The sequence below is a fragment of the Candidatus Kinetoplastibacterium desouzaii TCC079E genome (genome assembly GCF_000340795.1).
Classification (GTDB): Bacteria; Pseudomonadota; Gammaproteobacteria; order Burkholderiales; family Burkholderiaceae_B; genus Kinetoplastidibacterium; species Kinetoplastidibacterium desouzai.
The window spans coordinates 301029-325380 of sequence record NC_020294.1 but is presented as its reverse complement, the minus strand read 5'-3'; the positions used below and the strand labels follow the sequence as shown (position 1 = coordinate 325380).

Annotated in this window: 25 protein-coding genes and 1 tRNA gene; 13 read left to right on the top strand and 13 right to left on the bottom strand. The window is 27.4% G+C overall.

Annotation, left to right across the window (positions count from 1 at the left end; translation table 11 throughout):
* The first annotated feature begins 17 nt into the window (after positions 1-17).
* The 7 genes from lpxK to CDSE_RS01525 all read left to right on the top strand — a co-directional run bounded on the left by lpxK (position 18) and on the right by CDSE_RS01525 (position 5764).
* Positions 18-1061 carry a tetraacyldisaccharide 4'-kinase gene (gene lpxK, locus CDSE_RS01555; protein ID WP_015396254.1) on the top strand — a complete coding sequence of 348 codons (1044 nt, stop codon included), beginning with the start codon at positions 18-20 and terminating at the stop codon, positions 1059-1061.
* Between the two features lie 327 nt (positions 1062-1388).
* Positions 1389-2006: a hypothetical protein gene (locus CDSE_RS01550; protein ID WP_015396253.1), complete on the top strand. Its 618-nt coding sequence runs from the start codon at positions 1389-1391 to the stop codon at positions 2004-2006.
* Between the two features lie 20 nt (positions 2007-2026).
* Complete coding sequence (gene adk / locus CDSE_RS01545) at positions 2027-2683, top strand: adenylate kinase (RefSeq protein WP_015396252.1); 657 nt, start codon at positions 2027-2029, stop codon at positions 2681-2683.
* An 80-nt stretch (positions 2684-2763) separates the two neighbouring features.
* A complete protein-coding gene (murJ, locus tag CDSE_RS01540; RefSeq protein ID WP_015396251.1) occupies positions 2764-4347 on the top strand; it encodes a murein biosynthesis integral membrane protein MurJ in 1584 nt (527 codons plus the stop codon).
* A 168-nt stretch (positions 4348-4515) separates the two neighbouring features.
* The gene (rpsT, locus tag CDSE_RS01535) at positions 4516-4776 is read left to right on the top strand and encodes a 30S ribosomal protein S20 (RefSeq protein WP_015396250.1); all 261 of its coding nucleotides are present in this window, start codon (positions 4516-4518) and stop codon (positions 4774-4776) included.
* A gap of 93 nt (positions 4777-4869) precedes the next feature.
* A complete protein-coding gene (xth, locus tag CDSE_RS01530) occupies positions 4870-5649 on the top strand; it encodes an exodeoxyribonuclease III (protein WP_015396249.1) in 780 nt (259 codons plus the stop codon).
* A 39-nt stretch (positions 5650-5688) separates the two neighbouring features.
* Positions 5689-5764 (top strand) — tRNA-Ala (locus CDSE_RS01525).
* A 6-nt stretch (positions 5765-5770) separates the two neighbouring features.
* On the opposite strand, the gene CDSE_RS01520 is transcribed toward CDSE_RS01525, so the two are convergent.
* On the bottom strand, positions 5771-7279 hold the full coding sequence (locus CDSE_RS01520) for an AMP nucleosidase (RefSeq protein ID WP_015396248.1): 1509 nt from the start codon (positions 7277-7279) through the stop codon (positions 5771-5773).
* Between the two features lie 224 nt (positions 7280-7503).
* Between CDSE_RS01520 and gmk the strand changes: the two genes are divergently transcribed.
* Genes gmk through pyrF form a run of 4 tightly spaced genes read left to right on the top strand, consistent with a single transcriptional unit; the run spans position 7504 to position 11571 of the window.
* On the top strand, positions 7504-8151 hold the full coding sequence (gmk, locus tag CDSE_RS01515) for a guanylate kinase (RefSeq protein WP_015396247.1): 648 nt from the start codon (positions 7504-7506) through the stop codon (positions 8149-8151).
* Positions 8152-8177: 26 nt separating this feature from the next.
* A complete protein-coding gene (gene rpoZ, locus CDSE_RS01510; RefSeq protein WP_015396246.1) occupies positions 8178-8381 on the top strand; it encodes a DNA-directed RNA polymerase subunit omega in 204 nt (67 codons plus the stop codon).
* Between the two features lie 53 nt (positions 8382-8434).
* Entirely contained in the window at positions 8435-10693 is a 2259-nt protein-coding gene (locus CDSE_RS01505; protein ID WP_015396245.1) for a RelA/SpoT family protein, read from the top strand.
* Between the two features lie 35 nt (positions 10694-10728).
* Entirely contained in the window at positions 10729-11571 is an 843-nt protein-coding gene (pyrF, locus tag CDSE_RS01500; protein WP_015396244.1) for an orotidine-5'-phosphate decarboxylase, read from the top strand.
* Here pyrF and CDSE_RS01495 read toward each other — a convergent pair.
* The 6 genes from CDSE_RS01495 to ftsY form a co-directional block, all read right to left on the bottom strand.
* Positions 11564-12064 (bottom strand): phosphatidylglycerophosphatase A family protein, encoded by a 501-nt coding sequence (locus CDSE_RS01495; RefSeq protein ID WP_015396243.1) that lies wholly within the window; start codon positions 12062-12064, stop codon positions 11564-11566. The two genes, pyrF and CDSE_RS01495, sit on opposite strands and share 8 nt — an antisense overlap.
* A 28-nt stretch (positions 12065-12092) precedes the next feature.
* Positions 12093-13049 (bottom strand): thiamine-phosphate kinase, encoded by a 957-nt coding sequence (gene thiL, locus CDSE_RS01490; protein ID WP_015396242.1) that lies wholly within the window; start codon positions 13047-13049, stop codon positions 12093-12095.
* Positions 13050-13091: 42 nt separating this feature from the next.
* Positions 13092-13541 carry a transcription antitermination factor NusB gene (gene nusB / locus CDSE_RS01485; protein ID WP_015396241.1) on the bottom strand — a complete coding sequence of 150 codons (450 nt, stop codon included), beginning with the start codon at positions 13539-13541 and terminating at the stop codon, positions 13092-13094.
* A 32-nt stretch (positions 13542-13573) separates the two neighbouring features.
* The gene (ribH, locus tag CDSE_RS01480) at positions 13574-14035 is read right to left on the bottom strand and encodes a 6,7-dimethyl-8-ribityllumazine synthase (protein WP_015396240.1); all 462 of its coding nucleotides are present in this window, start codon (positions 14033-14035) and stop codon (positions 13574-13576) included.
* A 47-nt stretch (positions 14036-14082) separates the two neighbouring features.
* Positions 14083-15204, bottom strand: a complete 1122-nt coding sequence (gene ribB, locus CDSE_RS01475) for a 3,4-dihydroxy-2-butanone-4-phosphate synthase (RefSeq protein ID WP_015396239.1) — start codon at positions 15202-15204, stop codon at positions 14083-14085.
* 77 nt (positions 15205-15281) lie between these two features.
* Positions 15282-16313, bottom strand: coding sequence for a signal recognition particle-docking protein FtsY (gene ftsY / locus CDSE_RS01470; protein WP_015396238.1), 1032 nt, complete (start codon positions 16311-16313; stop codon positions 15282-15284).
* A 1-nt stretch (position 16314) separates the two neighbouring features.
* Between ftsY and rsmD the strand changes: the two genes are divergently transcribed.
* Positions 16315-16887 (top strand): 16S rRNA (guanine(966)-N(2))-methyltransferase RsmD, encoded by a 573-nt coding sequence (gene rsmD, locus CDSE_RS01465; RefSeq protein ID WP_235043914.1) that lies wholly within the window; start codon positions 16315-16317, stop codon positions 16885-16887.
* On the opposite strand, the gene CDSE_RS01460 is transcribed toward rsmD, so the two are convergent.
* The 5 genes from CDSE_RS01460 to surE form a co-directional block, all read right to left on the bottom strand.
* A complete protein-coding gene (locus tag CDSE_RS01460; protein WP_015396236.1) occupies positions 16874-18808 on the bottom strand; it encodes a peptidylprolyl isomerase in 1935 nt (644 codons plus the stop codon). The genes rsmD and CDSE_RS01460 overlap by 14 nt on opposite strands.
* Positions 18809-18837: 29 nt before the next feature.
* Entirely contained in the window at positions 18838-20151 is a 1314-nt protein-coding gene (gene rlmD / locus CDSE_RS01455; RefSeq protein ID WP_015396235.1) for a 23S rRNA (uracil(1939)-C(5))-methyltransferase RlmD, read from the bottom strand.
* 71 nt (positions 20152-20222) lie between these two features.
* Positions 20223-21002 carry a 3'-5' exonuclease gene (locus tag CDSE_RS01450; RefSeq protein ID WP_015396234.1) on the bottom strand — a complete coding sequence of 260 codons (780 nt, stop codon included), beginning with the start codon at positions 21000-21002 and terminating at the stop codon, positions 20223-20225.
* Positions 20999-21718: a peptidoglycan DD-metalloendopeptidase family protein gene (locus CDSE_RS01445; protein ID WP_015396233.1), complete on the bottom strand. Its 720-nt coding sequence runs from the start codon at positions 21716-21718 to the stop codon at positions 20999-21001. The genes CDSE_RS01450 and CDSE_RS01445 overlap by 4 nt, the downstream gene beginning before the upstream one ends.
* A 123-nt stretch (positions 21719-21841) precedes the next feature.
* On the bottom strand, positions 21842-22600 hold the full coding sequence (gene surE, locus CDSE_RS01440) for a 5'/3'-nucleotidase SurE (protein WP_015396232.1): 759 nt from the start codon (positions 22598-22600) through the stop codon (positions 21842-21844).
* A 68-nt stretch (positions 22601-22668) separates the two neighbouring features.
* Between surE and plsY the strand changes: the two genes are divergently transcribed.
* Positions 22669-23295, top strand: a complete 627-nt coding sequence (gene plsY / locus CDSE_RS01435; protein WP_015396231.1) for a glycerol-3-phosphate 1-O-acyltransferase PlsY — start codon at positions 22669-22671, stop codon at positions 23293-23295.
* 2 nt (positions 23296-23297) lie between these two features.
* Here the strand turns inward: plsY and tsaD are convergent, their stop codons facing one another.
* The gene (gene tsaD / locus CDSE_RS01430) at positions 23298-24341 is read right to left on the bottom strand and encodes a tRNA (adenosine(37)-N6)-threonylcarbamoyltransferase complex transferase subunit TsaD (protein ID WP_015396230.1); all 1044 of its coding nucleotides are present in this window, start codon (positions 24339-24341) and stop codon (positions 23298-23300) included.
* Positions 24342-24352 lie beyond the last annotated feature (11 nt).

The following is a 24352-nucleotide window of genomic DNA, read 5'->3' as shown; positions in this document are numbered from 1 at the left end:
ATATTAATGTTGCTACAATGAAATATTTCATACAAAATCAATGGAATAAGAAAGGTCTTTTAAGTAATATCCTGTATCCATTTTCATATATAGTAATCACCACAAATTTCATAAAAAAGAAGATCTATGATTACGGAATTATAAAAAAATATAGACCAAATATTCCAACTATAATCGTCGGAAATATATATATAGGAGGAACAGGTAAAACTCCTCTAGTAATATCAATTGTCAATAAACTAAAATCATTAGGATGGAAACCTGGAGTAATTAGTAGAGGATATGGAGTGAAAATAGGAAAAGATGCCATTGTAGAACACAATAAAGTTTCGGCAAAAATCTTTGGAGATGAACCAGCTTTAATAAATAGAGAAACTGGTGTTCCTATTTCTGTTCATCCTAATAGAATAAAAGCAGCTAAAGCTTTGATGCTTTATGACAATACACTAAACGTACTAATATGTGATGATGGTTTGCAACATATAGCTCTAGAAAGAGATTTTGAAATAATAGTACAAGATGATAGGAAATATGGTAACGGCAGAGTTATTCCATCTGGGCCATTAAGAGAAACGTTAAATAGATTAAATACTGTTCATGCTATTATTAATAATGTACCACATTATATTTATAATAAATCAATAAACATAAACAACAAAAAACCTTTTGAACTAAATATGTTTTTGAAACCATCTAATGCCTATAATCTTACAAACCCCCAAATAGTTAAACCTTTAAAATATTTTGCAAACAACAATAAATTTAAAAAAATTGTAGCTATAGCTGGAATAGGAAACCACGAACGATTTATGGAAACATTAAATCAACATAATATCTACCCTAGTTCGTATATAAAACTGAATGACCATAGCAAAATAGAAAAGTCTAATTTTTCACAAATATTTGCGGATATCATATTAATGACATCAAAAGATGCTATAAAATATGCTGGGATTGAAGATTCAAGATTATGGGAAATAAAAGTTGAAGCTCAAATATCAAATGATGTGTTTTATTATTATTTATCTGACTTCATAAGCAAATTTCATAATAACATATAAGTTAAATTCAAAAGAGATGTTAATAATGCATTTAATTATATATAATATAGCTATTATATTTATGGAAAAATTATTATTCCAGCATTTATTTATAGAAAATATTAGATAAATAATAATTTTATAAAAAAATTAGAATAATTAGATGCACTTCCAGTGCTTTATGGTATCAATAATAAATTAAATTATTAGAACTGTAAGAAATAACTAACGTACAAACTCAATTTAATAAAATGCATATTACAAATAAAACTTATATGAAAACCATTCATAAAAAGCTAAATTTTTTAAAAGTAATATATAAATAATATAAATTTATTGAAAAAAAAAGTGAGTTTTGTTATTATAATTCTATCTAAATTATTCTCAATTAATTCATCTGAAGAACCGTTAACAAATATTATTAAATCACAAATGATAATGAAAGCAGTAAAAAGGACACCTCTCTTGATATGTAAAATATCACATCTTGTAAAAAATAACAGTAGAGAAATATTTACAGCTTATAATAATGATTATCAAACATTGATATTATCACTTAACAAATACTCTAATAACTATGAAACATCTACGTTTACAAACAAAGAAGAACTAATAAATAATATTATAAATATTCTTAATTTATTAAATAACAAAATACCATATTGTTTAAAAATAAAAAAACAATACGACTTGAAAAATAAATTAATTAATTATTTTTACAAAAATATAGTTGTAGATCATTCATCGAGTTTACAAAAATTTCCAAAATTAAAATTTAATAATTTGGATTCCAAGAAATCTTTAAAGAAAGCTTATAATATAAAAATTATCTTTAGCAACAAAATACTTTCTATAGGATCAAGTATATTAAACGGCATTCAAAAAATAAAAAAGTTATTTGGAATTAATATGATAAATATCTCGTATCTTGTACGTATCTTTTTTAATAAAAACTTTCAATATTAATATTTTCCTTAGGAGTACTCATGCGTCTAATATTGCTCGGACCTCCAGGAGCCGGCAAAGGCACCCAAGCATCATTATTGACTAAATATTTCAATATACCTCAAATTTCAACTGGTGATATGCTAAGAACCGCCATAAGAGAAGGAACATCTTTAGGCTCAGCAGTAAAAGAAATAATGGATCATGGCAAATTGGTACCTGATGATATAATACTTAAATTGGTAAATGCTAGATTAGGTTATAAAGATTGCCAGAATGGATATTTACTTGATGGTTTTCCTAGAACAATACCTCAAGCAGATGCTCTAAAAAATGCTAATATACATCTTGATTTTATTATAGAAATAGATGTTCCAGAAAAAAACATTATAGAAAGAATGAGTGGTAGACGAATACATATTGCTAGTGGACGTAGTTATCATATTAAATTCAACCCTCCTAAGATTGAGAATATAGATGATGTAACAGGAGAAACCTTAATTCAACGAGAGGATGATCATGAAGAAACAGTGCGTAAACGTTTGAAAATATACAAAGAACAAACTAAACCTTTAGTTGACTATTACTATTATTGGTCAAAACAAGAGCCGTCAATTGCCCCAAAATATAGAAAAGTATTAGGATTGGGATCTGTAGAAGAAATTAAAGAAAAGATTTTAGAATCTATGAAAAACTAGAATCAAGAAGCAACCAATGGTATGTGATCTTTTTCACACCATTGGTCATAAAAGCAATTAATATAAAATTGTAAAAAATTATGAGGAAAAAAGGGATATTATATTCTATACTAACCGTAAGTTTTTTTACTTTACTGTCTAAAATTACTGGTTTAGCACGTGATATTTTTATAGCCAGAACGATAGGCGCTAACTACATCAGCGATTCTTTTTGGATTGCTTTTAGAGTGCCCAATGCATTAAGAAAAATATTTGCTGAAGGAGCATTTTCTCAAGCATTCATCCCTATAATAAATAGTGTACGTAATAAAGACTCTATTAAATACACAGCTACAAAAGACTTAATAAATAAGATCACTATAATATTGCTAGTAAGTGTAATAATAATAACAACTATAGGTATTATTACATCTCCATTAATAATAAAAACAATAGCTAGTGGAATATGCGACCAAACAAAGAATTCAAAACAGTTTGCATATACCGTAACCATGACAAGAATAATGTTTCCTTATGTAATATTAATCTCTTTTACATCACTTGCCTCTAATATATTAAATACATGGAAAATATTTTCTATACCAGCATTTACTCCCGCAATTCTAAATATTTCAATGATTATTTCATGTGTACTATTTTCTCAATATCTAGAAAAACCTATTTTTGCTTTATCAATAGGAGTAATAACTGGTGGAATTATACAATTATCTATACAATGGGTAGCTATTATAAAGATTGGACTAGCACCTAAATTATCTACAAATTTTATTGTTGCCTGGAATGATATAAATGTAAAAAAAACAATAACAAAAATGATACCTGCGATAATAGGAATGTCTGCTTCACAAATATCAATTTTAATTAATACTAATATTGCAACATGGTTAGAAAATGGAAGTTTAACATGGTTAGCATTTTCAGATAGAATTACAGAACTTCCGATATCTTTATTAGGAATGGCATTAAGTACTGTAATGTTACCTGAGCTCTCAAAATCATTTTCTAATAAAAATTACATACAATATAATAAATTACTAAATAATGGATTAAAAATAGTAATCATATTTGCTGTTCCTTCGGCTATTTGCATGGCAACATTACCAACTGGTTTAGTAACAACACTATTTCATTATGGTCAATTTAATGAAATAGATGTCCACAAAACAAAATATGCTGTCATGGCTTATTCAATAGGTTTAGTAGGCATGATGTCTTCTAAGTTGTTGTCTTCTGCCTTTTACTCTACACAAAATACACTAACACCAGCAAAAATATCTTTATTTGTACTCTTAATATCACAAATTCTAAATTTAATAACCGTGCCAATATATAAACATGTAGGTCTAGCTCTAAGTCTTAGTATAGGAGCTTTAGTTAATTCTATTATTATGCTGATAATACTTATTAATACTAAAGTATTTAATTATTATGAAAACAAATGGGGAGTTTTTCTATTAAGATTAATACCTGCATCACTTGTAATATCTTTATTATTTAATTATTGTGATAGTAGAATAGATTGGATAGGATTACAAACAAATTTTATATTCAGATTCATTCTATTTATAGCTATAATATCATTAGGTATGTTATTATATACCTTTTTATTATTTTTATTCGGTATGAGATTAAAAGATTTTATAAAAGTTACTTATATAAAATAGAAAAACTATACTCACAAATACAAATAGTTTAGAATAGACTTTATAGCTTAGTATTGGTACTATTATTATGGGTATAATTATTAATATAATTATCTTATAACGAATCTTGATATAAAAGTAATTTTTAGAAAATTTACAATCAAATAATTTTTATTTAGTTAGGTTAAGATGGCAAACACAGCACAAGCTCGCAAACGTTCTAGACAATCTGTGGAACGTAATAAACATAATTCTAGCTTACGCTCTATGTTGCGTACTGCTATAAAAAAAGTAATCCATGCTGTTAAAAGTACAGATAAAGTTTTAGCAAAAGAAACTTTTCAAAAAACTATTAGCACTATAGATAGAATCGCTGACAAAGGAATTATTCATAAAAATAAAGCTGCACGTCATAAAAGTAGATTGTCTAACGCAATCAAAAACATGTAGTTACAAATACTAGATCAGTAAAAACAAACCTGTAGAAATACTATTAATAGTAATTTTCTATAGGTTTGTTTTTATTATAAAATTCCTAAAAATATGAATATAGCCACCTGGAACGTAAACTCATTAAGACTTAGATTACCTCAAATCATTAATTGGTTGTTAATCAATAATATTGATATATTATGTTTACAGGAAACAAAAACTCCAGACGATAAATTCCCCTATGATGCATTTGAAGAAGTAGGATATAAATCCTATTTCTATGGACAAAAATCATATAATGGAGTTGCTATAATAAGTAAATATGAAGCATTGGAAGTTTCTTATGGCCTAAAAGATTACGACAATGAACAAAAGAGAGTAATATCAATAACAATAAAGAATAATATATCTATTAGAATCATATGCATATATTGCCCAAATGGTCAATCATTAGAAAGTAACAAGTTTATATATAAAAGACAATGGTTTAATAAACTGAATGAATTTCTTGTTGAAGAATTATTAAAATATCCTAATTTAATTCTTTTAGGTGACTATAATATCGCACCAACAGATGCAGATGTACATGATCCAAATATTTGGAAAAATACTATACTTGTATCTGACGAAGAGAGGTCTTTTTTTAAAGAATTAATTAATATAGGATTATATGACCTATTTAGAGAATTTAAACAACCTTCTAGCTTATTTAGCTGGTGGGACTATAGAAATTTAAGTTTTATAAAAAATAAAGGCCTTAGAATAGACCATATATTAGCGTCAAAATCTATTGTAAATTTATGCAAATCGTGTTTTATCGACAAAACCCCAAGAAAAAATAAACAACCTTCAGACCATACACCAGTATTAATAAATCTAGAAATTAATTAATTTAATATATATAATAAATCACTAACTACATATCTTAGTGGGGCGGTAGCTCAAATGGTAGAGCGTCGCGTTCGCAATGCGAAGGCCGGGAGTTCGATCCTCCTCCGCTCCACCATTTAATCTATTGGAATGCTGTTTCCATAAATGTTCTTAATTTTCTAGAATGTAACCTCTCTGATGGCATTTCACGAAGCATTTCTAATGCTTTAATACCTATTTCTAAATGTTTATTAACTTGCGTTCTATAAAAATCATTAGCCATACCTGGTAATTTTAATTCACCATGCAATGGTTTATCTGACACACATAGTAAAGTTCCATATGGAACACGGAACCTAAAACCATTGGCTGCTATTGTCCCTGATTCCATATCTAAAGCAATAGCACGTGATTGAGAGAAACGTTTTACCAATTCTGTCTGATCGTGTAATTCCCAATTACGATTATCTATTGTTACAACTGTTCCTGTTCGCATAATGTGTTTTAATTCCCAACCACTTAAACCTGAAACTTTTTCGACAGCATTTTCTAAAGCAACTTGCACTTCAGCTAAAGCAGGAACTGGAACCCATATTGGTAAATCTATATCAAGAACGTGGTCATCTCTAACATATCCATGAGCTAAGACATAATCTCCTAAACGTTGAGAATCTCTTAATCCTGCACAATGACCAAGCATAAGCCAAACATGAGGTCTTAAAACAGCAATATGGTCTGTTATAGTTTTTGCATTTGATGGACCTACCCCTATATTTACTAAAGTTATACCAGAATGATTTTCTCTCACCAAATGATATGCTGGCATTTGAGGCATTTTGAAACCATTGTCTTTTAAATCATTATCATTTTTTGTAATAATTTTATTTCCTGGCTCAACTAATGCAGTATAACCAGCACTACCACTATCTACTAATTTTTTAGCCATTCCACAAAATTCATCTACATAAAACTGATAATTTGTAAAAAGAATATAATTCTGAAAATGTTCTGGAGATGTTGCTGTGTAATGCTGCAATCTTTGTAATGAATAATCTATTCGCGCTGCTGTAAATGGGGCTAATGGTTTTGATTCTTCTTTCTTTACTTTCCATGTGCCATTCACTATAGCATCATCAGTAACTGATAAATCAGGAACATCAAATATATCTCTAAGTAATTTATTTGTGATACTACCTTCTTGAAATTTAATATTGGCATTAGAAGAATCAGTAAAAGCAAAGTGTATAGGAATCGGAGAATCAGATTCACCTATCCATATTTCAACATTATGGTTTTTAATTAATTGATTTATTTGATCTATTAAATACGATTTAAAAAGCTTCGGTCTTGTAATAGTAGTCTGATAAACTCCAGGCTCTGCAACATGACCATAGGAAAATCTGGAATCTATCATGTCATGATTAGATACTGAAATTCTTATCGCTGGATAATAGGCCCTGATTCTTACATTAAGATCTTGTCCGTCAAACAATTCTTTCTTAAAAGAAGAGCGTAAAAATTCTGTATTTCTATCATATATTTCTATTAAATAATCAACTGCTTTATCAGCTTTTGCAAAAGGAATAAATGGAAGAGGTTGAGGTTTTCTAAAATTCTTCTTTTCCATTTTAGGGATAAAAATTGAATCCATACATATTTACCTAGATTTAATTAGTGGATGACCACAACACAAAGCAACTATTATTATATAACATTAGAATATATAATTTAATAATACTAATAAACACCATAACACTATATTGTTCACAAACTCAAATATAACAACATTAGAAATAATTTAATCAAATTAAAAGTATAATAACCTAATAACCAACATGTTAAATTAATAATTTAATCTTTCTTAAAAGTATATATATGAATTATGGTAACTTATTTATAATAACAGCACCAAGCGGAACTGGTAAATCTAGTTTAATAAAGGCACTGTTAAATAGTGATTCTTCAATATCAATATCAATATCCCATACAACTAGAAAACCTCGCTCTAGCGAAAAAAATGGACAAGAATACCATTTTATAACAATAGATGAATTTAAAAAAATGTGCAATGATAATGTTTTCTTAGAACATGCTGAAGTTCATGGAAACTTTTATGGAACATCTAAATATTTTATAGATAAAAAACTAGAAACAGGTCAAGATGTAATTACAGAAATAGACTGGCAAGGATCACAACAAATAAAATTACAATATCCAGACTCCATTAGAATATTCATACTTCCTCCATCATTTGAAGAAATAAGAAAAAGAATGATCCAAAGAGCTCAAGATACTCAAGAAACTATTAACAAAAGACTTTTAGCTGCATATAAAGAAGTAAAATATGCTAAAGATTGCGAATATTTAGTAATCAACAAAGACTTTGATAAGGCCTTAAGCGATTTAAGACATATTATTAAAGCAACAAAACTAAGATATAAAACACAAGCTATTAAGAATCTAGAATTATTTACAAAATTAGGAGTTACAAACAATGATATAAATGATAGCATATATAAATAACTATCAACTTTTATAATTAGGATAAAATGGCACGCATTACAGTAGAAGATTGTTTAAAGAATATTAATAATAGATTTGATTTAACTTTAGCAGCGGCATATCGTGCAAGAGAACTTGCACAGGGTCATATGCCTAAAATTGATTCTAAAGATAAACCAACTGTACTAGCTTTACGTGAAATAGGCAAAGGACTTTCTGGAATTGAAATGCTTCTTAAAGTACCTGGATAAAATCTATTGTTTATAATTAAGATTTAATAAAACTTAGTATGTTCTAAAATTATATGCTACATATTTTAAACCAGGCAATTTTATTCAGACATACTGAAAATAGCAGTGAATCTAATATTTATGATCAATTAAAATTAATAAAAGAAAAAAGATTCTTAAATATTCTAGATAAAATTCATCAGCACCTTACAAAAAAGGACTATGATTTAGTAATTAAAGCTTTTTTATTTGCATATAAGGCACACTATCATAAAAAACGTGATAGTGGAGAACCTTATATTTCTCATCCAATAGCAGTAGCAGAAATATGCGCTAATTGGAAATTAGACTCAGAAGCTATATCAGCTGCTCTACTTCATGATGTTATAGAAGATGAAGGGATTTCAAAAAAAGAACTTGAAGAAAAATTTGGATCAGAAGTTGCAAAATTAGTGGATGGTTTATCAAAGATAGACAGATTAGAGTTCGAAACAAAAATAGAACAACAAGTAGCTAGTTTACGTAAAATGCTATTGGCAACAGCAAAAGACATTAGAGTAATTCTAATAAAACTTGCTGATAGACTCCATAACATGAGAACATTAAATGCTCTTAACTCTCAAAAAAGAAAAAGAATTTCCAGAGAAACTATTGATATATATGCACCTATAGCTAACAGACTTGGTTTAAATATAATTTTTAAAGAATTGCAAAATTTGTGCTTTATATCTATTTATCCGAATAGATATAAAATTATTAATAGAGCAATAAATTCATCTAAAGAAAATAAACGTGAATTAATTGATAGAATAAATAAAGATATATCTAATGCTCTTTTCTTATCAAGAATAAAAACCACAATTAAATATGATAATGAAAAAACAACATTTGGAATATATTCAAAAATGCTGGAACAAAAAAAAATATTCTCAGAAATAATTAATATATATAATGTAACATTAATTGTTAAAAAAACATCAGAATGTTATCTAGCTCTAGGAGCTATACATCAACTATATAAACCCATCCCAGGAAAATTTAAGGATTATATATCAATTCCCAAATTCAATGGATACCAATCATTACATACAACTCTAATAGGGCCTTACGGAACTACTATAAAATTTCGAATATGTACTATAGAAATGAATAATATAGCTGAAAATGGTGTAGCTAATCGTTGGATAACATATAAAAACAATAAAAAAGAATCTCTAATATCCTCTCAAAAGAGATTTCAATCTTTATTAGATATAAATAATAAAACTGTTAATTATATAGATTTCCTAGAATATATAAAAACAGATCTTTTCCCTGATGATGTATATGTACTTACTCCTAAAGGAAAGATAATATCTCTACCTAAAGGAGCTATAACTATAGACTTTGCTTATGCGATAAGCACAGAAATAGGTAATAAAGCAATATCAGCAAAAATTCATGGTGAATATATATCTTTATATACAAAACTAAATAGCGGAGACAAGATTGAAATTATTACAGATAATAATTCCTCTCCAAATATTCAATGGATTAAACATGTTAAATCAGGAAAAGCTCTTTCAGAAATAAGACATTATTTACATACAATAAAATTTAAAGACTCGATAAAATTCGGAGAAAAATTACTAAATCGATTTTTACAAAAATGCGGAGTTGGTATCCCAGATAAAAATAGTAAAATCTGGGAAAAAATTATTATTAATAACAATAATAAATCACTTAATGAATTATTAGCAGATATTGGATTAGGAAAAAAAACTCCTAATATAGTAGCACAACAAATATTATCGGATAATGAAATAATATCATCCACTGCATTAGCAATAAATGATATTATGTTGATACAAAATTCAAATATAATTATTAGCGGGAAAGAAGGCACTTCAGTAAATTTAGCCTCTTGTTGTAATCCTCTACCAGGTGATATAATCATAGCAGGAATTAGACCAGGACAAGGAATTATAGTTCATACATTCAACTGCAAGAAAGCTATAACTCAAAGAAATAATGCAAATGAAAAATGGATTAATGCATCATGGGATACAAAAACATCTGATCATTTGAAAGCAAATATAAGTGTAATAATTAACAATGATATTGGAATATTAAACAAACTAGTTTCTGAAATTACAAAAGCAAAATCAAATATTATTCAAGTTAATATGTATAATGATTCCGAATCAACTGCCTCATTGCAGATGACATTACAAGTAAAAAGCAGAGACCATCTTGCTAAAATAATTAAATCAATAAGATGCATTCCAAAGGTAAAAAAAATAATAATTAGAGAAAAAAATCAAAATAATTATATCAATAGTTATAAGAATTAATTTTAATAAATGAATTATAGGATATATATTGATTTATGAAATTTATAGATAAACTTGAAAAATCATTCGAAGAAACAAAATCTTTATTGCAAATAGGGTTAGATCCTAATCCCAACCTATTTCCTCATGAACTCAGACACAAAAAGAATTCTATATTAGATTTTTGCATAGGCATAGTAGATGCAACTGCTGAATATGCGTGCAGTTTCAAACCTCAAATAGCATATTTCTCAGCTAATAGAGCTGAAGAACAATTAGAAGAATTATGCTCTTATATAAAAAATAAATATCCAAATCTTCCAATTGTTTTAGATTCTAAAAGAGGTGACATTGGGAGCACAGCAGAAAATTATGCTATAGAAGCTTTTGAGAGATACAAAGTTGATGCTTTAACTGTAAATCCATTTTTAGGATTTGACTCAATAATCCCATATATGGAATGGAAAGATAAAGGAATAATAGTTTTATGTAGAACATCTAATCCCAGTGGATCAGATTTACAGTTTTTACAATTAAATAATGGTTTACTACTATACGAATATATAGCAAAATTAGTATCAAAAGAATGGAATAAAAATAATCAATTCGGATTAGTTGTTGGAGCAACTTACCCAAAAGAATTATCTATAGTTCGTAAAATTATAGGAGAAAGAATGCCAATACTAATACCTGGGATTGGATTCCAAGGAGGAGATATTAAATCAACTGTATTATCAAGCATAAACCAAAAAGGTAATGGCATTATAATCAATTCTTCCAGATCAATCTTATATGCCTCAAATAATGATAACTGGAAGGAATCAGCCTCTTTTGCTGCAAAATCTCTAAGAGACTCAATTAATAATATTATTAATAATAAATTTTGTAAAATTATTTAATATAATTGGTTATTAATAAAACTAGCATTATAGTATATATTGCAGCTAAAATATCATCCAACATTACACCGAAACCATTTTTAAAAACTCTATCTATATATCCTATAGGTGGAGGTTTTATTATATCAAAAAATCTAAAAAACACAAAAGATATGCCTTGTATCAAAAAGGAAGAATCAAATACCCATAAAATTAATATGAAAGCAATAATCTCATCCCAAACTATACCAACATGGTCATGTGTATTTAGTTCTATTTCCATATAATTGCATGCAAAACAACCATATATAAAACCAGACACAAGAAAACTAACTACAGCTATATCATTAAAATTCTTTAGAAAAAAATGCCATAATAACCAAGCAAATAAAGTACCCCATGTTCCAGAAGCTGGTCTTATTAAACCACTACCACAACCAAAAGCCAAAAACCGTACAGGTTTTTTGCAAATCCAAGAAAAATTAGGAAAATATACATCACGACGATACTGCATTAAATCTCACTATTATAAATTAGAAAAACTAGAAATGACTAAAACCAGAAGGTATGTTATCTAATATAGAACCATCATTATAAATGATATCAAGACCTCTTTTCGAAACAATTCCACCTATAAGACTTAATTTAATATTAAGTTCTTTAGAAATATTAATTATATTATTGTGTTGACATTTAGGGGCAGTAAAACATAACTCGTAAACATCCCCTCCATTTAATATAGATTTTTTTATATCATCTTTCGAAAGACTATCTAATAAAAAATTATCAAATGGTAAATTATCATAATAAACAAAAGCACCTAAATTACTAGCATTAAGTATATGAGTAAGATCCTGTATCAAACCATCAGATATATCAATTGCAGAATTAGCAACTCCTCTTAAAGAATGACCAAGATTTAGTCTTGCATTTGGCCATTCTAATGAGTTTATAGTTCTTGACAATAAGAATTTATTATTTTCAATTTTGCTAGAAATAATACGACAAGCTATATCCGCACTACCCAAATCACCAGATACCCAAATTTCATCATCTATTTGCGCTCCATCCCGACGAATAGCCTGACCAAAAGGAACTTGACCCAGGACAGTGATACTAATAATTATACCTTGCTGACTTCTAACTGTATCTCCACCTATTAATGGACAACCAACACAATTAGATAAATTATAAAAACCTTCTGAAAATTTTGCTAACCACTTTTCATTTGCTACTGGCATAGCAATACCAAGCAAACAAGCTAATGGAGAAGCCCCCATGGCTGCTAAATCTGATAAACTAACTGTTAAAGATTTATGACCCAAAGATATAGGATCAACATCATGAAAAAAATGAATATCTTCAATTAGCAAATCTTTACTAACAGCAATATCGAAACCATTAGCAGCAGAAAAAAGCGCACAGTCATCCCCTACCCCTAACATATCTTGCTTAACAGGTCTAGAAAAATATTTTTTAATAATGTCGAATTCTGACATATGTTTTTATAAACTGAAAAATATTAAATTAAATATAATTATTTACTTTATTTCTGTATTTCTAACACTATTAGCTAATTTATCAAGCACACCATTTATAAACTTAAAACCATCAGTTCCACCAAAAGATTTAGCTAATTCTACTGACTCATTAATACTGACTTTATAAGGAATCTCTAAATGTTCTATTAACTCAAAACTTCCAATAAGTAAAATGGCATGTTCTATTGGTGATATTGATTTCAATGGTCTATCTAAATAGGGTAATATCTTTTTTATTAAATTATCATGATTTTGCAATACACCATAAATTAATACATTAAACCATTCAATATCAGCTTCTTTAAAATCTTCCATTTCTCTCAAATGAGAAACCATATCACTAAAAATGTGGCTTATATCATATCCTGTTAATAACCAAGAATATATACCTTGCAAGGCAAATTCACGAGATCTTCTTCTCGATGTCATTTTACGTTGTAATTTGCACATTTTTTAGAACCTTTATAAACTTCATTATTAAACTATGATTTAAGTTTAATAAATAAATTAGACATTTCTACAGCAACATCAGCACAATCACGTCCCTTAATAGGAGCACGACTTATAGCTTGTTCATAAGAATCAACTGTTAATACACCATTAGCTATAGGAACACCAGTTTCTAATGATAATTTAGCAATAGAAGCTGCCATTTCATTACTTACTATATCAAAATGAAACGTTTCTCCTCTAATAACAGCACCAAGTGCAATCAAAGCATTTAACTCGTAATTCTCAATCATGTGCATTAGAGTTGTTCCTATTTCTAAAGCTCCAGGAACAGTTACCAAAATAATATCTGACTCAGAAACACCTAAACAAGACAATTCATCCAAACAATAATCTAATTCTATTTTACCAATATCCTCGTTAAAACGAGATAATACTATTCCAATATTAAGATTACGTCCATCTAGATTAGGATCAAATCTATAAATACTCATAAAAATATACTTTTCAAAATTAGAATTTAATATTATTAAATATAAAGTTATTTTACAACAAAACCAAACTCTTCTATATTTAATATCCTTTTATCACCTTCAAATGATTTTATGTTTTTTACACCAATATCACGTATTATTTGAGCAGCAATTCCATAATCCAACATACTTAAATCATCAATGATAGATTTATTTATTTTTTGAAAATCATTCACATAATCGATAAAATTATTATTAGATAAGTTACAATTCAACAATACCAGAACACCTGACAAATTATCAGAAATCTTCTTCAATAAATTATTAATACTAAAATCATTTGAATTATGAGTGAAATTTAAAACATCTAATATAGAAATAGATAACGAATTACCAATATATACTAAAACATCCTCAATTTCACCAATATCACCATAGATTAAAGCAGTATGAACTGAAGAATTTATATTGTCTATATAAAAGAAAGCTTTAAAACTACCAAAAATAGTATTTATATCAAAACAATTAAATCTATTAATAATTCTTTCTTTTTCTATTCTATATTTTATTAAACTAACAATACTACCAATCTTTAAGCTATGCTTATTAGCAAAACTTATCAAATCTGGCAATCTAGACATTGTTCCATCTTCATTCAATACTTCACATATAACTGCAGCAGGGGTTAAGCCAGCAATTGCAGTGAGATCACAACCAGCTTCAGTATGACCAGGCCTAACTAATACCCCCCCAGAAACAGCACGAACAGGAAAAATATGCCCAGGTTGAACTACATCTGATGACTTTGCATTAGGAGAGATGGCTACTTTAATTGTATGAGATCTATCTGCAGTAGATATTCCTGTGCTAATTCCTTCAGTCGCCTCAATAGATTGCGTAAAATTAGTACCATAACGAGATCCATTGTTACTAGTCATCATATTTAAACCAAGTCTATCACAATATTTATCTGTTAAAGTCAAACAGACTAAACCACGACCATAGGTAACCATAAAATTTATAGATTCAGAAGTAACAAAATCAGCGGCTATTAATAAATCACCTTCATTTTCTCTATTCTCATCATCCACCAATATAACTATTCTACCAGAACGTAATTCAGAAATAATTTCCTCAACAGGTGATATCTGACTATAATTATATAAATTCTTACTAGGTACTTTTAACATAAGATTTAAAGAAATAATAAATTAATAAAGCTATTAACCTTATTCAAGGTTGATAGTAGAAAACATAATACAAAAAATCATCCATCTAACATAGCTTCAGCAAAATTTTTAGCAACAAAAGGCAATATATCATCTTTTTTTTCTCCTATGCCAACCCAATATACAGGAATATTTCTATTTTTATTGGATGCAATAGCAGCTAAAACCCCACCTTTAGCAGTTCCATCCATTTTTGTAATAAACAAACCAGATAACTTCAAAGCATTATCAAAAGATGATATTTGATTTATAGTATTCTGTCCAAGATTACCATCAACTATTAAAATAGTTTCCTGATCATCACTATCGTTAATCTTTGAAATAACTCTTTTAATTTTAACAAGCTCGTTCATCAAATTATCATTTGATGGTAATCTGCCAGCAGTATCTACTATTATGACATCAAAACCTTTTGATTTCCCAAAATTGACTCCTTCAAAGACAACAGAAGATGGATCCTTTACATCCTTAGAAAAAACCATAATATCATTTATATTACCCCATTTTGTTAACTGTTCTATAGCAGCTGCCCTAAAAGTATCTGCAGCAATAAGTAAAACTTTAGAACCATTTAACTTAAAATAAGATGCTAATTTCCCAATAGAAGTAGTTTTACCAACACCATTAACCCCTACAACTAAAATAATGGTAGGCTTACAATTAATAACAAAATTACCTTCTAATGATCTCAAATGATCTGTCAGTATTATACGTAACTCTTTCTTTAGATCACTAGGATTAGTTATTTTATCTTTTTTAACTTTATCTCTTAATAATGACAAAAGCTTAACAGAAACATCAAAACCAACATCTGCCATAATAAGAATATTTTCTAATTCCTCAAACATACTATCATCTATTTTAGAACGTTTGAATAATCTATTTAAACTATCACTTGTATAAGAAAAACTTTTTTTTAGTGACTTGAATAACGATGATGATTTATCAATTTCTTTTATACTGGAAATATTATCTTCTTCCAATATTTTATCATTAGTTTTTAATGTATTATCTTCATTACATTCAGTATTCTTAATATTATTAATTCTATGCTTAAAAAAATTTATCATGATGAATAACTCTGTTCATATTATTTCAGGAATATATAAAAATACTAAAATTAAATTCCCAAACGCTCAAGGACTACGACCAACTTCAAATCGAGTCAAAGAAACACTATTTAATTGGATAAGCAATCAATGGAATCATAATTTTACCAACAAACATATTCTTGATCTATTTGCTGGAAGTGGATCACTTGGATTTGAAGCAGCATCCAGAGGAGTGAAATTTATACAAATGGTAGAGAAAAATAAATTAGCAGTAAATTTTATTAAAACTATATGCAAAAATATTAACATAAATAATATCAGCATATATCAAGGAGATTCCATCGATTTTCTTTGTTCAAAAAGGAAACAAAATTTCGATCTAGTATTATTAGATCCTCCTTTTAAATATGAACATTTTGAAAAAATATGGCATTATCTCCCAAATATACTAAAAGATGGTTGCTTAGTATATATTGAATCAGATTCAATAGTAAAAACACCATCTTTCCTTCATGCTATTCGAAATGGAAAAGCTGGGCTAGTAAACTTCAGTTTATCAGTATATAAAGATAATAATATCAATCTATTGTAACATTTATAATATCATTAACGTTATCAAATAATTTTAAGTTATATTGATCATGTAATGATCTTATAAAAGACAACCATTCAGATTTACCAGCCTTCTCAAGCAATAGATTCTTAGTATCTTGATAAAGTGAAATATAATTAGGTAATCTTTCTATTTTATCTAAAGAAACTATAAAAAAATTAGAGTCTATAAGAGCACCTAAATACGAAGGTAAATCTGAGAATTGCATTTTCATCACCAAATCAATTAACTCTTTAGGTAAATCACTATTTGATTCATTAAAAGATATTTTAATTGGCTTAGAAAAATCTTTTAATAAAATACTATCTCTTTTGTTTTTTAGAGCATCTAAAGCTTCATTACCTTTCTTTAATAATAAATCTTTAGATTTATCCTGAACAACATAATTATTTACAATACCTCTCACCTTGTTATATTCTGGAACATAAGTATCATGGACATTTACTATTTTTATAATTAAAAAAATAGATGGTGATATTTGAAGAATATTAGAATATTTTCTATCTATTAAAGATTTACTATCAAACAATACTTTTAATAGGTTATTATTTATAATAAAACTATTCAAACTTTCTTTATTATTATTATCTAATATTTTTCCGTCCTGTGTTAAACCTCTTAAAGAATGAATCTTTAACTTAAACTCCTCTGCCATAAAAGCTAAATCTTTATTTTCTTCATAAACAGAAGATCTAATTTTAGATAACAAATCAGCAAAATATAAATTTTTTTTCTGATTTAAAATCATTTCTTTCATATTCCCCTTTATAGAGTTTTTATCAGGAATATTTTCATGACTGATTTTTGTGACCTTAATTATATATAATCCTTCATCACTTTCTATGACATCAGATATTTGATTCTTATCTAAATTAAAAACACTATCTGCAAAAAAAGAACCATAAGAATTTTCTATATCTTCTTTACTCCACATAAAATCATTCTTTTTATCAATTATTTTAGGATCACTAAATTCTTTTAAAAAAAGAGTAAATTTATCAGGATTACTAATTAATGTTTCAAATATTTTATAAGCTCTACTCCTTTTAATATCCTTAATATTTTTATTGTCACTATCATCAAAATTTATAAAAATACAATCAAAAGAACGTTTTTCACCATAGATTAAACTATTCTTAGAATAAAAATTATTTATATCATTGTCTGTTATTTCTTCATTTACTAAAATACTATCTTGATCTAATACTAAATAATCTATATCTAAATTAAAAGGAATTTCTAATAATTTTTTATTATCTTTATACCAAAGAAGCATATCTTCTTCATTTATAGAAACTAAACTTTTATAATCACCTAATTTATATTTAATATAACGAATTTCTCTATTTTGTAAAAAATAATCAATATATCTATCCAAAATTTTTTTAGAAACAATTGGTGAAGATGTAATAGAATTCATTAATTTCCTACATGCAAGAGATTCCCTTTGAGTTTTCTCAAATTTTTCTGGTGTCAAACCATTATTATGTAAAATTTTCAAATAACTATCTTTGGAAAAATTATTGCCATCACTCAAATCTAAAGAATATATATATTCACGTAGAGATGAGTCTGATACTGATATATCTAAATCATTAACTGCTAATTTTAATAAATTGGAATTAATCAACTCTTCTAAAAAACGTTTTCTCATATCAATGGTATCAAATAAAGACACATCTATATGATCACCAGCATCTATGATTAGTCTTTCTATAAATCTAGAATACGCTTTCTCAAAATCATCAAGAGTAATAATTTTATTACCTAAAGATGCAATCTTTTTACTATTGTAAGTTTGATTGTAATTGTACACACCAGAAAAGAAAATAGCAGGAACAATTAAAATTGTTATTATTATTACTATCCAACGAGATTTATCTCTAAAAAAATCAAACATAATATCCAATAATTTATATCAATTTAAAATTATAATTCTAATACTGTTATCGACTCAATATGACTAGTATGAGAAAACATATTTATAATACCTGAACTCCTAATAGTATATTTACCATTTGATACTAAAACATTAACATCTCTAGCAAGAGTAGCCGGATTACAAGATACATATATAATTCTCCTTGGTGATTGTTTTTTAGGAAGCAATGACAAAGCCTTAGATACAGCAAATGCTCCATCCCTAGGAGGATCTAAAACGACAAGATCAAAAAAACCTATTCTAAGAAACCAACTCACATTTATATTAAATAAATTAGCAGTCATAAAACTAACCACATTATTTAACTTAAAATACACAGACATCTTACAGGCTCTAGAAATTAATAAATGGTTTACATCAACTCCTAACACCTTAGAAGATACCCTTGCTAAGGGCAAAGTGAAATTCCCTAAGCCACAAAATAAATCTAGAACTTTATCAAATGGTTTAACATCTAACAAAGAAACAACTTTTGAAATCATAATCCTATTAATATCATGATTAACTTGTGTGAAATCACTAGGATGATAATTGATTAACAAATTAAATTCAGGTATCGAATAATATAATTCAACTTCATTAGTTTCATTCAATTGACAAATAGCATGAGAAGAATTTTGTCGCAACCACCATTTAACATTATGTTTCTTTTCAAAAAATTGCAATAAAATCTTATCATTATTACTCAAAACTCCTAAATAGCTAATAATCAAATGGACAATCAAATTATCACCCATAGACACTTCTATATTTAACACGTTACTAACAATAGATAAACTAGAAATTAGTTCACGCAAAAATACTATTAATTCACTTATCTTGTCATGTAACACTAAACATGAATTGATGTCAGCAATATTATTACTATTCAGTTCATTAAAACCAATAAAAACAGAATAGTTTTCTATTAAAAATTTAATAGAAAACCTTGCTCTATATCTATATTTCAATATATAACCGTGAATAGAATAAGAAATAAAATCAGGTCTCGTTTTTCCTATATGTAAAATACTATCCTCTAATACACGCTGTTTTATAGCAATTTGTGTCTTATAATCAAGATGTTGCATACTACAAGCACCACAAACTCCAAAATACTTACAAGGAGGATCTACTCTATATATAGATTTAACTAAAATATCCCTTACTTTTGCTACATCATAAGATTTTTTTGATTTTAATATATCAACTACAACCTTCTCACCAGTTAAAGCACCATTAATAAAGACTACCTTGCCATTATTATGTGATATTCCTCTAGCTTCTAAATCCATAGATTCTACTTCTAAAATATCACTCACTTTATGAATTCCAAAACTAATATTTAATATAAAATGTAAATAAAACAACTACTACTGATAAACAATAACATTCAAATTGTATCCCAAGAATTAATAAAATTTGCCCAATGTTCTCCTCTAAGATTAGATATTTCTTCCCTTAATAAGATAAGTTCTCTATTATAAGATAATAAATCTATATCTTCTTTTAACATTAAAAACCTACAATATAGCAACCAAGTATTTACAACATCTGTTTCGCAATATGCACGAATAGTATCTACCTGACCATTACACCAATAATCCCAAACCATACTACCATCCATACCTATTTTACCTGGGAAACCACATAGCTTTGCTATTTCATCCATAGGCACATTAGATCTAGCATTATATTTAGCTAAAACATCCATAAGATCTAAATGCTTATTATGATATCGATTTATATAATTATTAAATTTGGCATCTTTATTATGATGACCAGTATCCCAATATCTAGCAGAAGAAATCCCGTGTATTAAACTACGATAATGTATAACAGGCAAGTCAAAACCAGATCCATTCCAAGTGACTATTTGTGAGTTATATCTATCTATGATTTTAAAAAATAATGATATAATTTTCTCTTCATTATCATAAATATTACCTAATGTTTTAATTTTTAAATCATTTTTATATCTAAACAAACAACTAATAGCTATAATTTTATGTAGATGCAATGGTAAAAAGTCATGACCAAATTTTTCTAAACGTTCCAATCTAATCATATTAAAAATTTCTGATTCAGAAAGCCCATCATCAAAATTTCTTATTTTCTTCAAACCATCAATATCTGGAATTGTTTCAATATCAAAAACTAATATGTTTTTCATTTCAATGGAAGATATATTAATGGATCTATAGGAGAACCATTCTTTCTAATTTCAAAATGCAATTTACAAGAATCAGTACCACTATTACCAATCTTAGCTATATTCATATTTTCTTTTACAGTATCACCAACACTGACTAACAATTTGCTGTTGTGAGCATAAGCAGTTATAAAACCATCATCATGACTAATAATCAACAAATTACCCAAACCCTTAACTCCATTTCCGCTATATGCTACTGTCCCATCAGCCGCAGCTCTAACATAATCTCCAAAATTTCCAGAAATATCTATACCTCTATTATAAACACTAAAATTTTCTAAAATACAACCATCATAAGGCCATGACCATGATATCTTGTTAACAATTCTCTTATCTAAATTCTTTGAGTCTTTCTTTATGGGTTTTATTCGATTTGTTCTAATTGGATTACTATAATTTAATGATGGTATGTATATTACTTCACCCTCTCTAATATTTGAACCTACAATATTATTAATATTTTTTATTGAATCTAATGAAACGCCATGTTGTTTAGCAATTTTAAATAAACTATCCCCATACTCAACTATGTAAATATTAGAAAAAGAAATGTCTCTAGAAGAGACTAAAGATACTTCTATAATTCTAGCTATTCTTTTATCTTGATTCACACAACCAGATAAAAAGAAAGGTAAAGATAAGAAAAAAGAAATAAAAACAATGATTCTAAACATTTCCCAAACTATTAAAAGAATATTTATTACAATTAGTAAAATTTAGTATAGATATTTCAACATAACTTATAATGATAAAATCAATAAACATTATAAATCAGCAAAATAGAATACAAAAGCATTTCAAATTTTAATATTAGAAAGCCACTCGTTAAAAATAGACTTATCATCTACAACAGATGAATCTACACCAGTAAGAAGAGGAGTAACAGATATAAAATTTCTAGACGTTACATAAAAATCAGTTCCCTCAATACACTCAATCGGAGATCCTACAGCTCCAATCCAGTAAACTGTTTCCCCATAAGGATTAGAAGCTCTAATTAAGTCCTTAGAATGATCTCTCTTACCCAATTTTGTAATCACAATTCCGTTTATTTGACTCGAAGGAACATTAGGAATATTTATATTTAGCAAGAATTTACCATTAATAGGATTTTTTATATAGTTCTTTATTAAAACAATGGCAAATTTCACTGCTGTATCTATATGTTCCCAACCCTTACCTGTCAATGAAAATGCCATAGATGGAATACCAAACACACAAGCTTCTCTTGCAGCTGCAACAGTCCCTGAATATAGTATATCATTACCCATATTAGCACCATTATTTATACCAGCAATTACTATATTTGGCTTCTTATCCAATAAACCAGTTAATGATAAATGAACACAGTCAGTTGGAGTTCCGTTTACTATAAAAAAACCATTACAATCAACATTAACATTCAAAGGTCTGTTAAGAGTTAAAGAATTTGATACTCCACTACAATTAGACTCAGGAACAACAACTTGTAAATCTACTATTTTTTTTAAAGATTCTGCCAATATTCTCAAGCCTTTAGCAGTATATCCATCATCATTAGATAAAAGAACACGCATTACAACCCCAAATAAATTAAACTACTTAAATAATGAAAAACAAATTAATACTATAATGGAGAAATAAAATGCATATAAATTTTTTAAATATAAATTACTTATTATTAATATTAATTTCTTACTTAATAGGATCAATACCATCAGCTATACTAATTAGCAAGGTTATGAAAACAAAAGACCCAAGGAAATTTGGATCAAATAACCCTGGTACTACCAATATGCTAAGAATTGCCAATAAAACATCAGCAGCACTAACACTTATTGCAGATATATCCAAAGGTTATATTTCATTACAAATAACAAGAATGTTTATTGAAGATAATTCAACTTCAGTATTAGGAATAATATCTATTGCTGTTATATTAGGACATATATACCCAATATTTACAAAATTTATAGGAGGTAAAGGAGTAGCAACATTTTTAGGTGTTCTTCTAAACATAAATCCATGTCTAGCCATAACAGCAATTATAACATGGATAATATCAGCTAAAATATCTGGATATTCATCATTAGCATCAATAATAACTGTTACAATTACTCCTGTATATTACCTAGCTTTTAATAAAAATTTCACTTATGTGGAAAAATCTATTTTTATTTCTCTTGTAATTATATCTATAATAATAGTGTGTCGTCACAAAAATAATATTTACAATCTACTAAAAAAAGTAGAAGATAAGATAAGTATTTGATACTAAATATAAATATCATTTACGGATCTTAAGTCCCATCGAGCTTTGGTTGATAAATTATATTTTAAATTCTTTAAATCTATTAAATTATGCTGCACTCTTAAAGATGCAGCAAAAGCAATCATAGCCGCATTATCTGTACACAAATTTATTGGTGGGAAATAAATATCTCCCGAAACAGATTCTATCATCTCAGACATTCTAGATCGTAATAAATTATTGGCACTAACTCCTCCAGCAACAACTAAATTAGTTATCCCTGTCTTTTTTATAGCTAAATAACTTTTACGAACAAGAATATCAATAATAGATTTCTGAATAGAAGATGACATATGACATTTTGTTAAATTATCAAACTTATTGTGTGCTTTTAATTCTTTGATTTTCAGCATAACTGAAGTTTTCAAACCACTAAAACTAAAGTCTAAACTATCACTATTAAACATAGGTTTTGGCAAATTAAAAATAGTATGATCACCTAACATTGCCAGTCTAGATATTTCAAGTCCATTACAATATTCCAATCCCATTAATTTTGCAGTCTTATCAAAAGCCTCTCCTGCTGCATCATCTAATGTATCAGCAATTATATTATAACTACCAATCTCTTTAACTACAATTAACTGAGTATGACCGCCTGAAACTAATAAAGCAATAAATGGGAAATTAAACTTTTTCTGAAAAATAAGAGGTGATAATAAATGCCCTTCCAAATGATGTATTGGTATAGCTGGCAAATCCATAGACCAAGCAAGAGATTGAGCAAAAGTACTACCTATTAACAAAGATCCATTTAAACCAGGTCCTAATGTATATGCTATGGCATCTATATCAGATAAACTCAGACCACTGTCTTCAAAAACTCTTTTAGTTAAATCAGAAATTTTATTCAAATGATCACGTGAAGCAAGTTCTGGTACAACCCCACCATAATGATTATGAATATTAAATTGATTATTCACTAAATTAGCAATAATACCTCTATTAGTACAATATAAAGATACACTAGTATCATCACAAGATGTTTCAAATCCAAGAAAAATCATTAATAAATCTC

Coding starts and splice junctions, on each gene's coding strand:
- CDSE_RS01520 (WP_015396248.1), bottom strand. CDS start 7,279: ATGGATTCAATTTTTATCCCTAAAATGGAAAAGAAGAATTTTAGAAAA.
- CDSE_RS01505 (WP_015396245.1), top strand. CDS start 8,435: ATGCTACATATTTTAAACCAGGCAATTTTATTCAGACATACTGAAAAT.
- ribH (WP_015396240.1), bottom strand. CDS start 14,035: ATGAGTATTTATAGATTTGATCCTAATCTAGATGGACGTAATCTTAAT.
- murJ (WP_015396251.1), top strand. CDS start 2,764: ATGAGGAAAAAAGGGATATTATATTCTATACTAACCGTAAGTTTTTTT.
- ribB (WP_015396239.1), bottom strand. CDS start 15,204: ATGTTAAAAGTACCTAGTAAGAATTTATATAATTATAGTCAGATATCA.
- adk (WP_015396252.1), top strand. CDS start 2,027: ATGCGTCTAATATTGCTCGGACCTCCAGGAGCCGGCAAAGGCACCCAA.
- CDSE_RS01495 (WP_015396243.1), bottom strand. CDS start 12,064: ATGCAGTATCGTCGTGATGTATATTTTCCTAATTTTTCTTGGATTTGC.
- lpxK (WP_015396254.1), top strand. CDS start 18: ATGAAATATTTCATACAAAATCAATGGAATAAGAAAGGTCTTTTAAGT.
- plsY (WP_015396231.1), top strand. CDS start 22,669: ATGCATATAAATTTTTTAAATATAAATTACTTATTATTAATATTAATT.
- pyrF (WP_015396244.1), top strand. CDS start 10,729: ATGAAATTTATAGATAAACTTGAAAAATCATTCGAAGAAACAAAATCT.
- xth (WP_015396249.1), top strand. CDS start 4,870: ATGAATATAGCCACCTGGAACGTAAACTCATTAAGACTTAGATTACCT.
- CDSE_RS01460 (WP_015396236.1), bottom strand. CDS start 18,808: ATGTTTGATTTTTTTAGAGATAAATCTCGTTGGATAGTAATAATAATA.
- CDSE_RS01445 (WP_015396233.1), bottom strand. CDS start 21,718: ATGTTTAGAATCATTGTTTTTATTTCTTTTTTCTTATCTTTACCTTTC.
- CDSE_RS01450 (WP_015396234.1), bottom strand. CDS start 21,002: ATGAAAAACATATTAGTTTTTGATATTGAAACAATTCCAGATATTGAT.
- gmk (WP_015396247.1), top strand. CDS start 7,504: ATGAATTATGGTAACTTATTTATAATAACAGCACCAAGCGGAACTGGT.
- rpoZ (WP_015396246.1), top strand. CDS start 8,178: ATGGCACGCATTACAGTAGAAGATTGTTTAAAGAATATTAATAATAGA.
- ftsY (WP_015396238.1), bottom strand. CDS start 16,313: ATGATAAATTTTTTTAAGCATAGAATTAATAATATTAAGAATACTGAA.
- nusB (WP_015396241.1), bottom strand. CDS start 13,541: ATGTGCAAATTACAACGTAAAATGACATCGAGAAGAAGATCTCGTGAA.
- rsmD (WP_235043914.1), top strand. CDS start 16,315: ATGAATAACTCTGTTCATATTATTTCAGGAATATATAAAAATACTAAA.
- tsaD (WP_015396230.1), bottom strand. CDS start 24,341: ATGATTTTTCTTGGATTTGAAACATCTTGTGATGATACTAGTGTATCT.
- surE (WP_015396232.1), bottom strand. CDS start 22,600: ATGCGTGTTCTTTTATCTAATGATGATGGATATACTGCTAAAGGCTTG.
- rpsT (WP_015396250.1), top strand. CDS start 4,516: ATGGCAAACACAGCACAAGCTCGCAAACGTTCTAGACAATCTGTGGAA.
- thiL (WP_015396242.1), bottom strand. CDS start 13,049: ATGTCAGAATTCGACATTATTAAAAAATATTTTTCTAGACCTGTTAAG.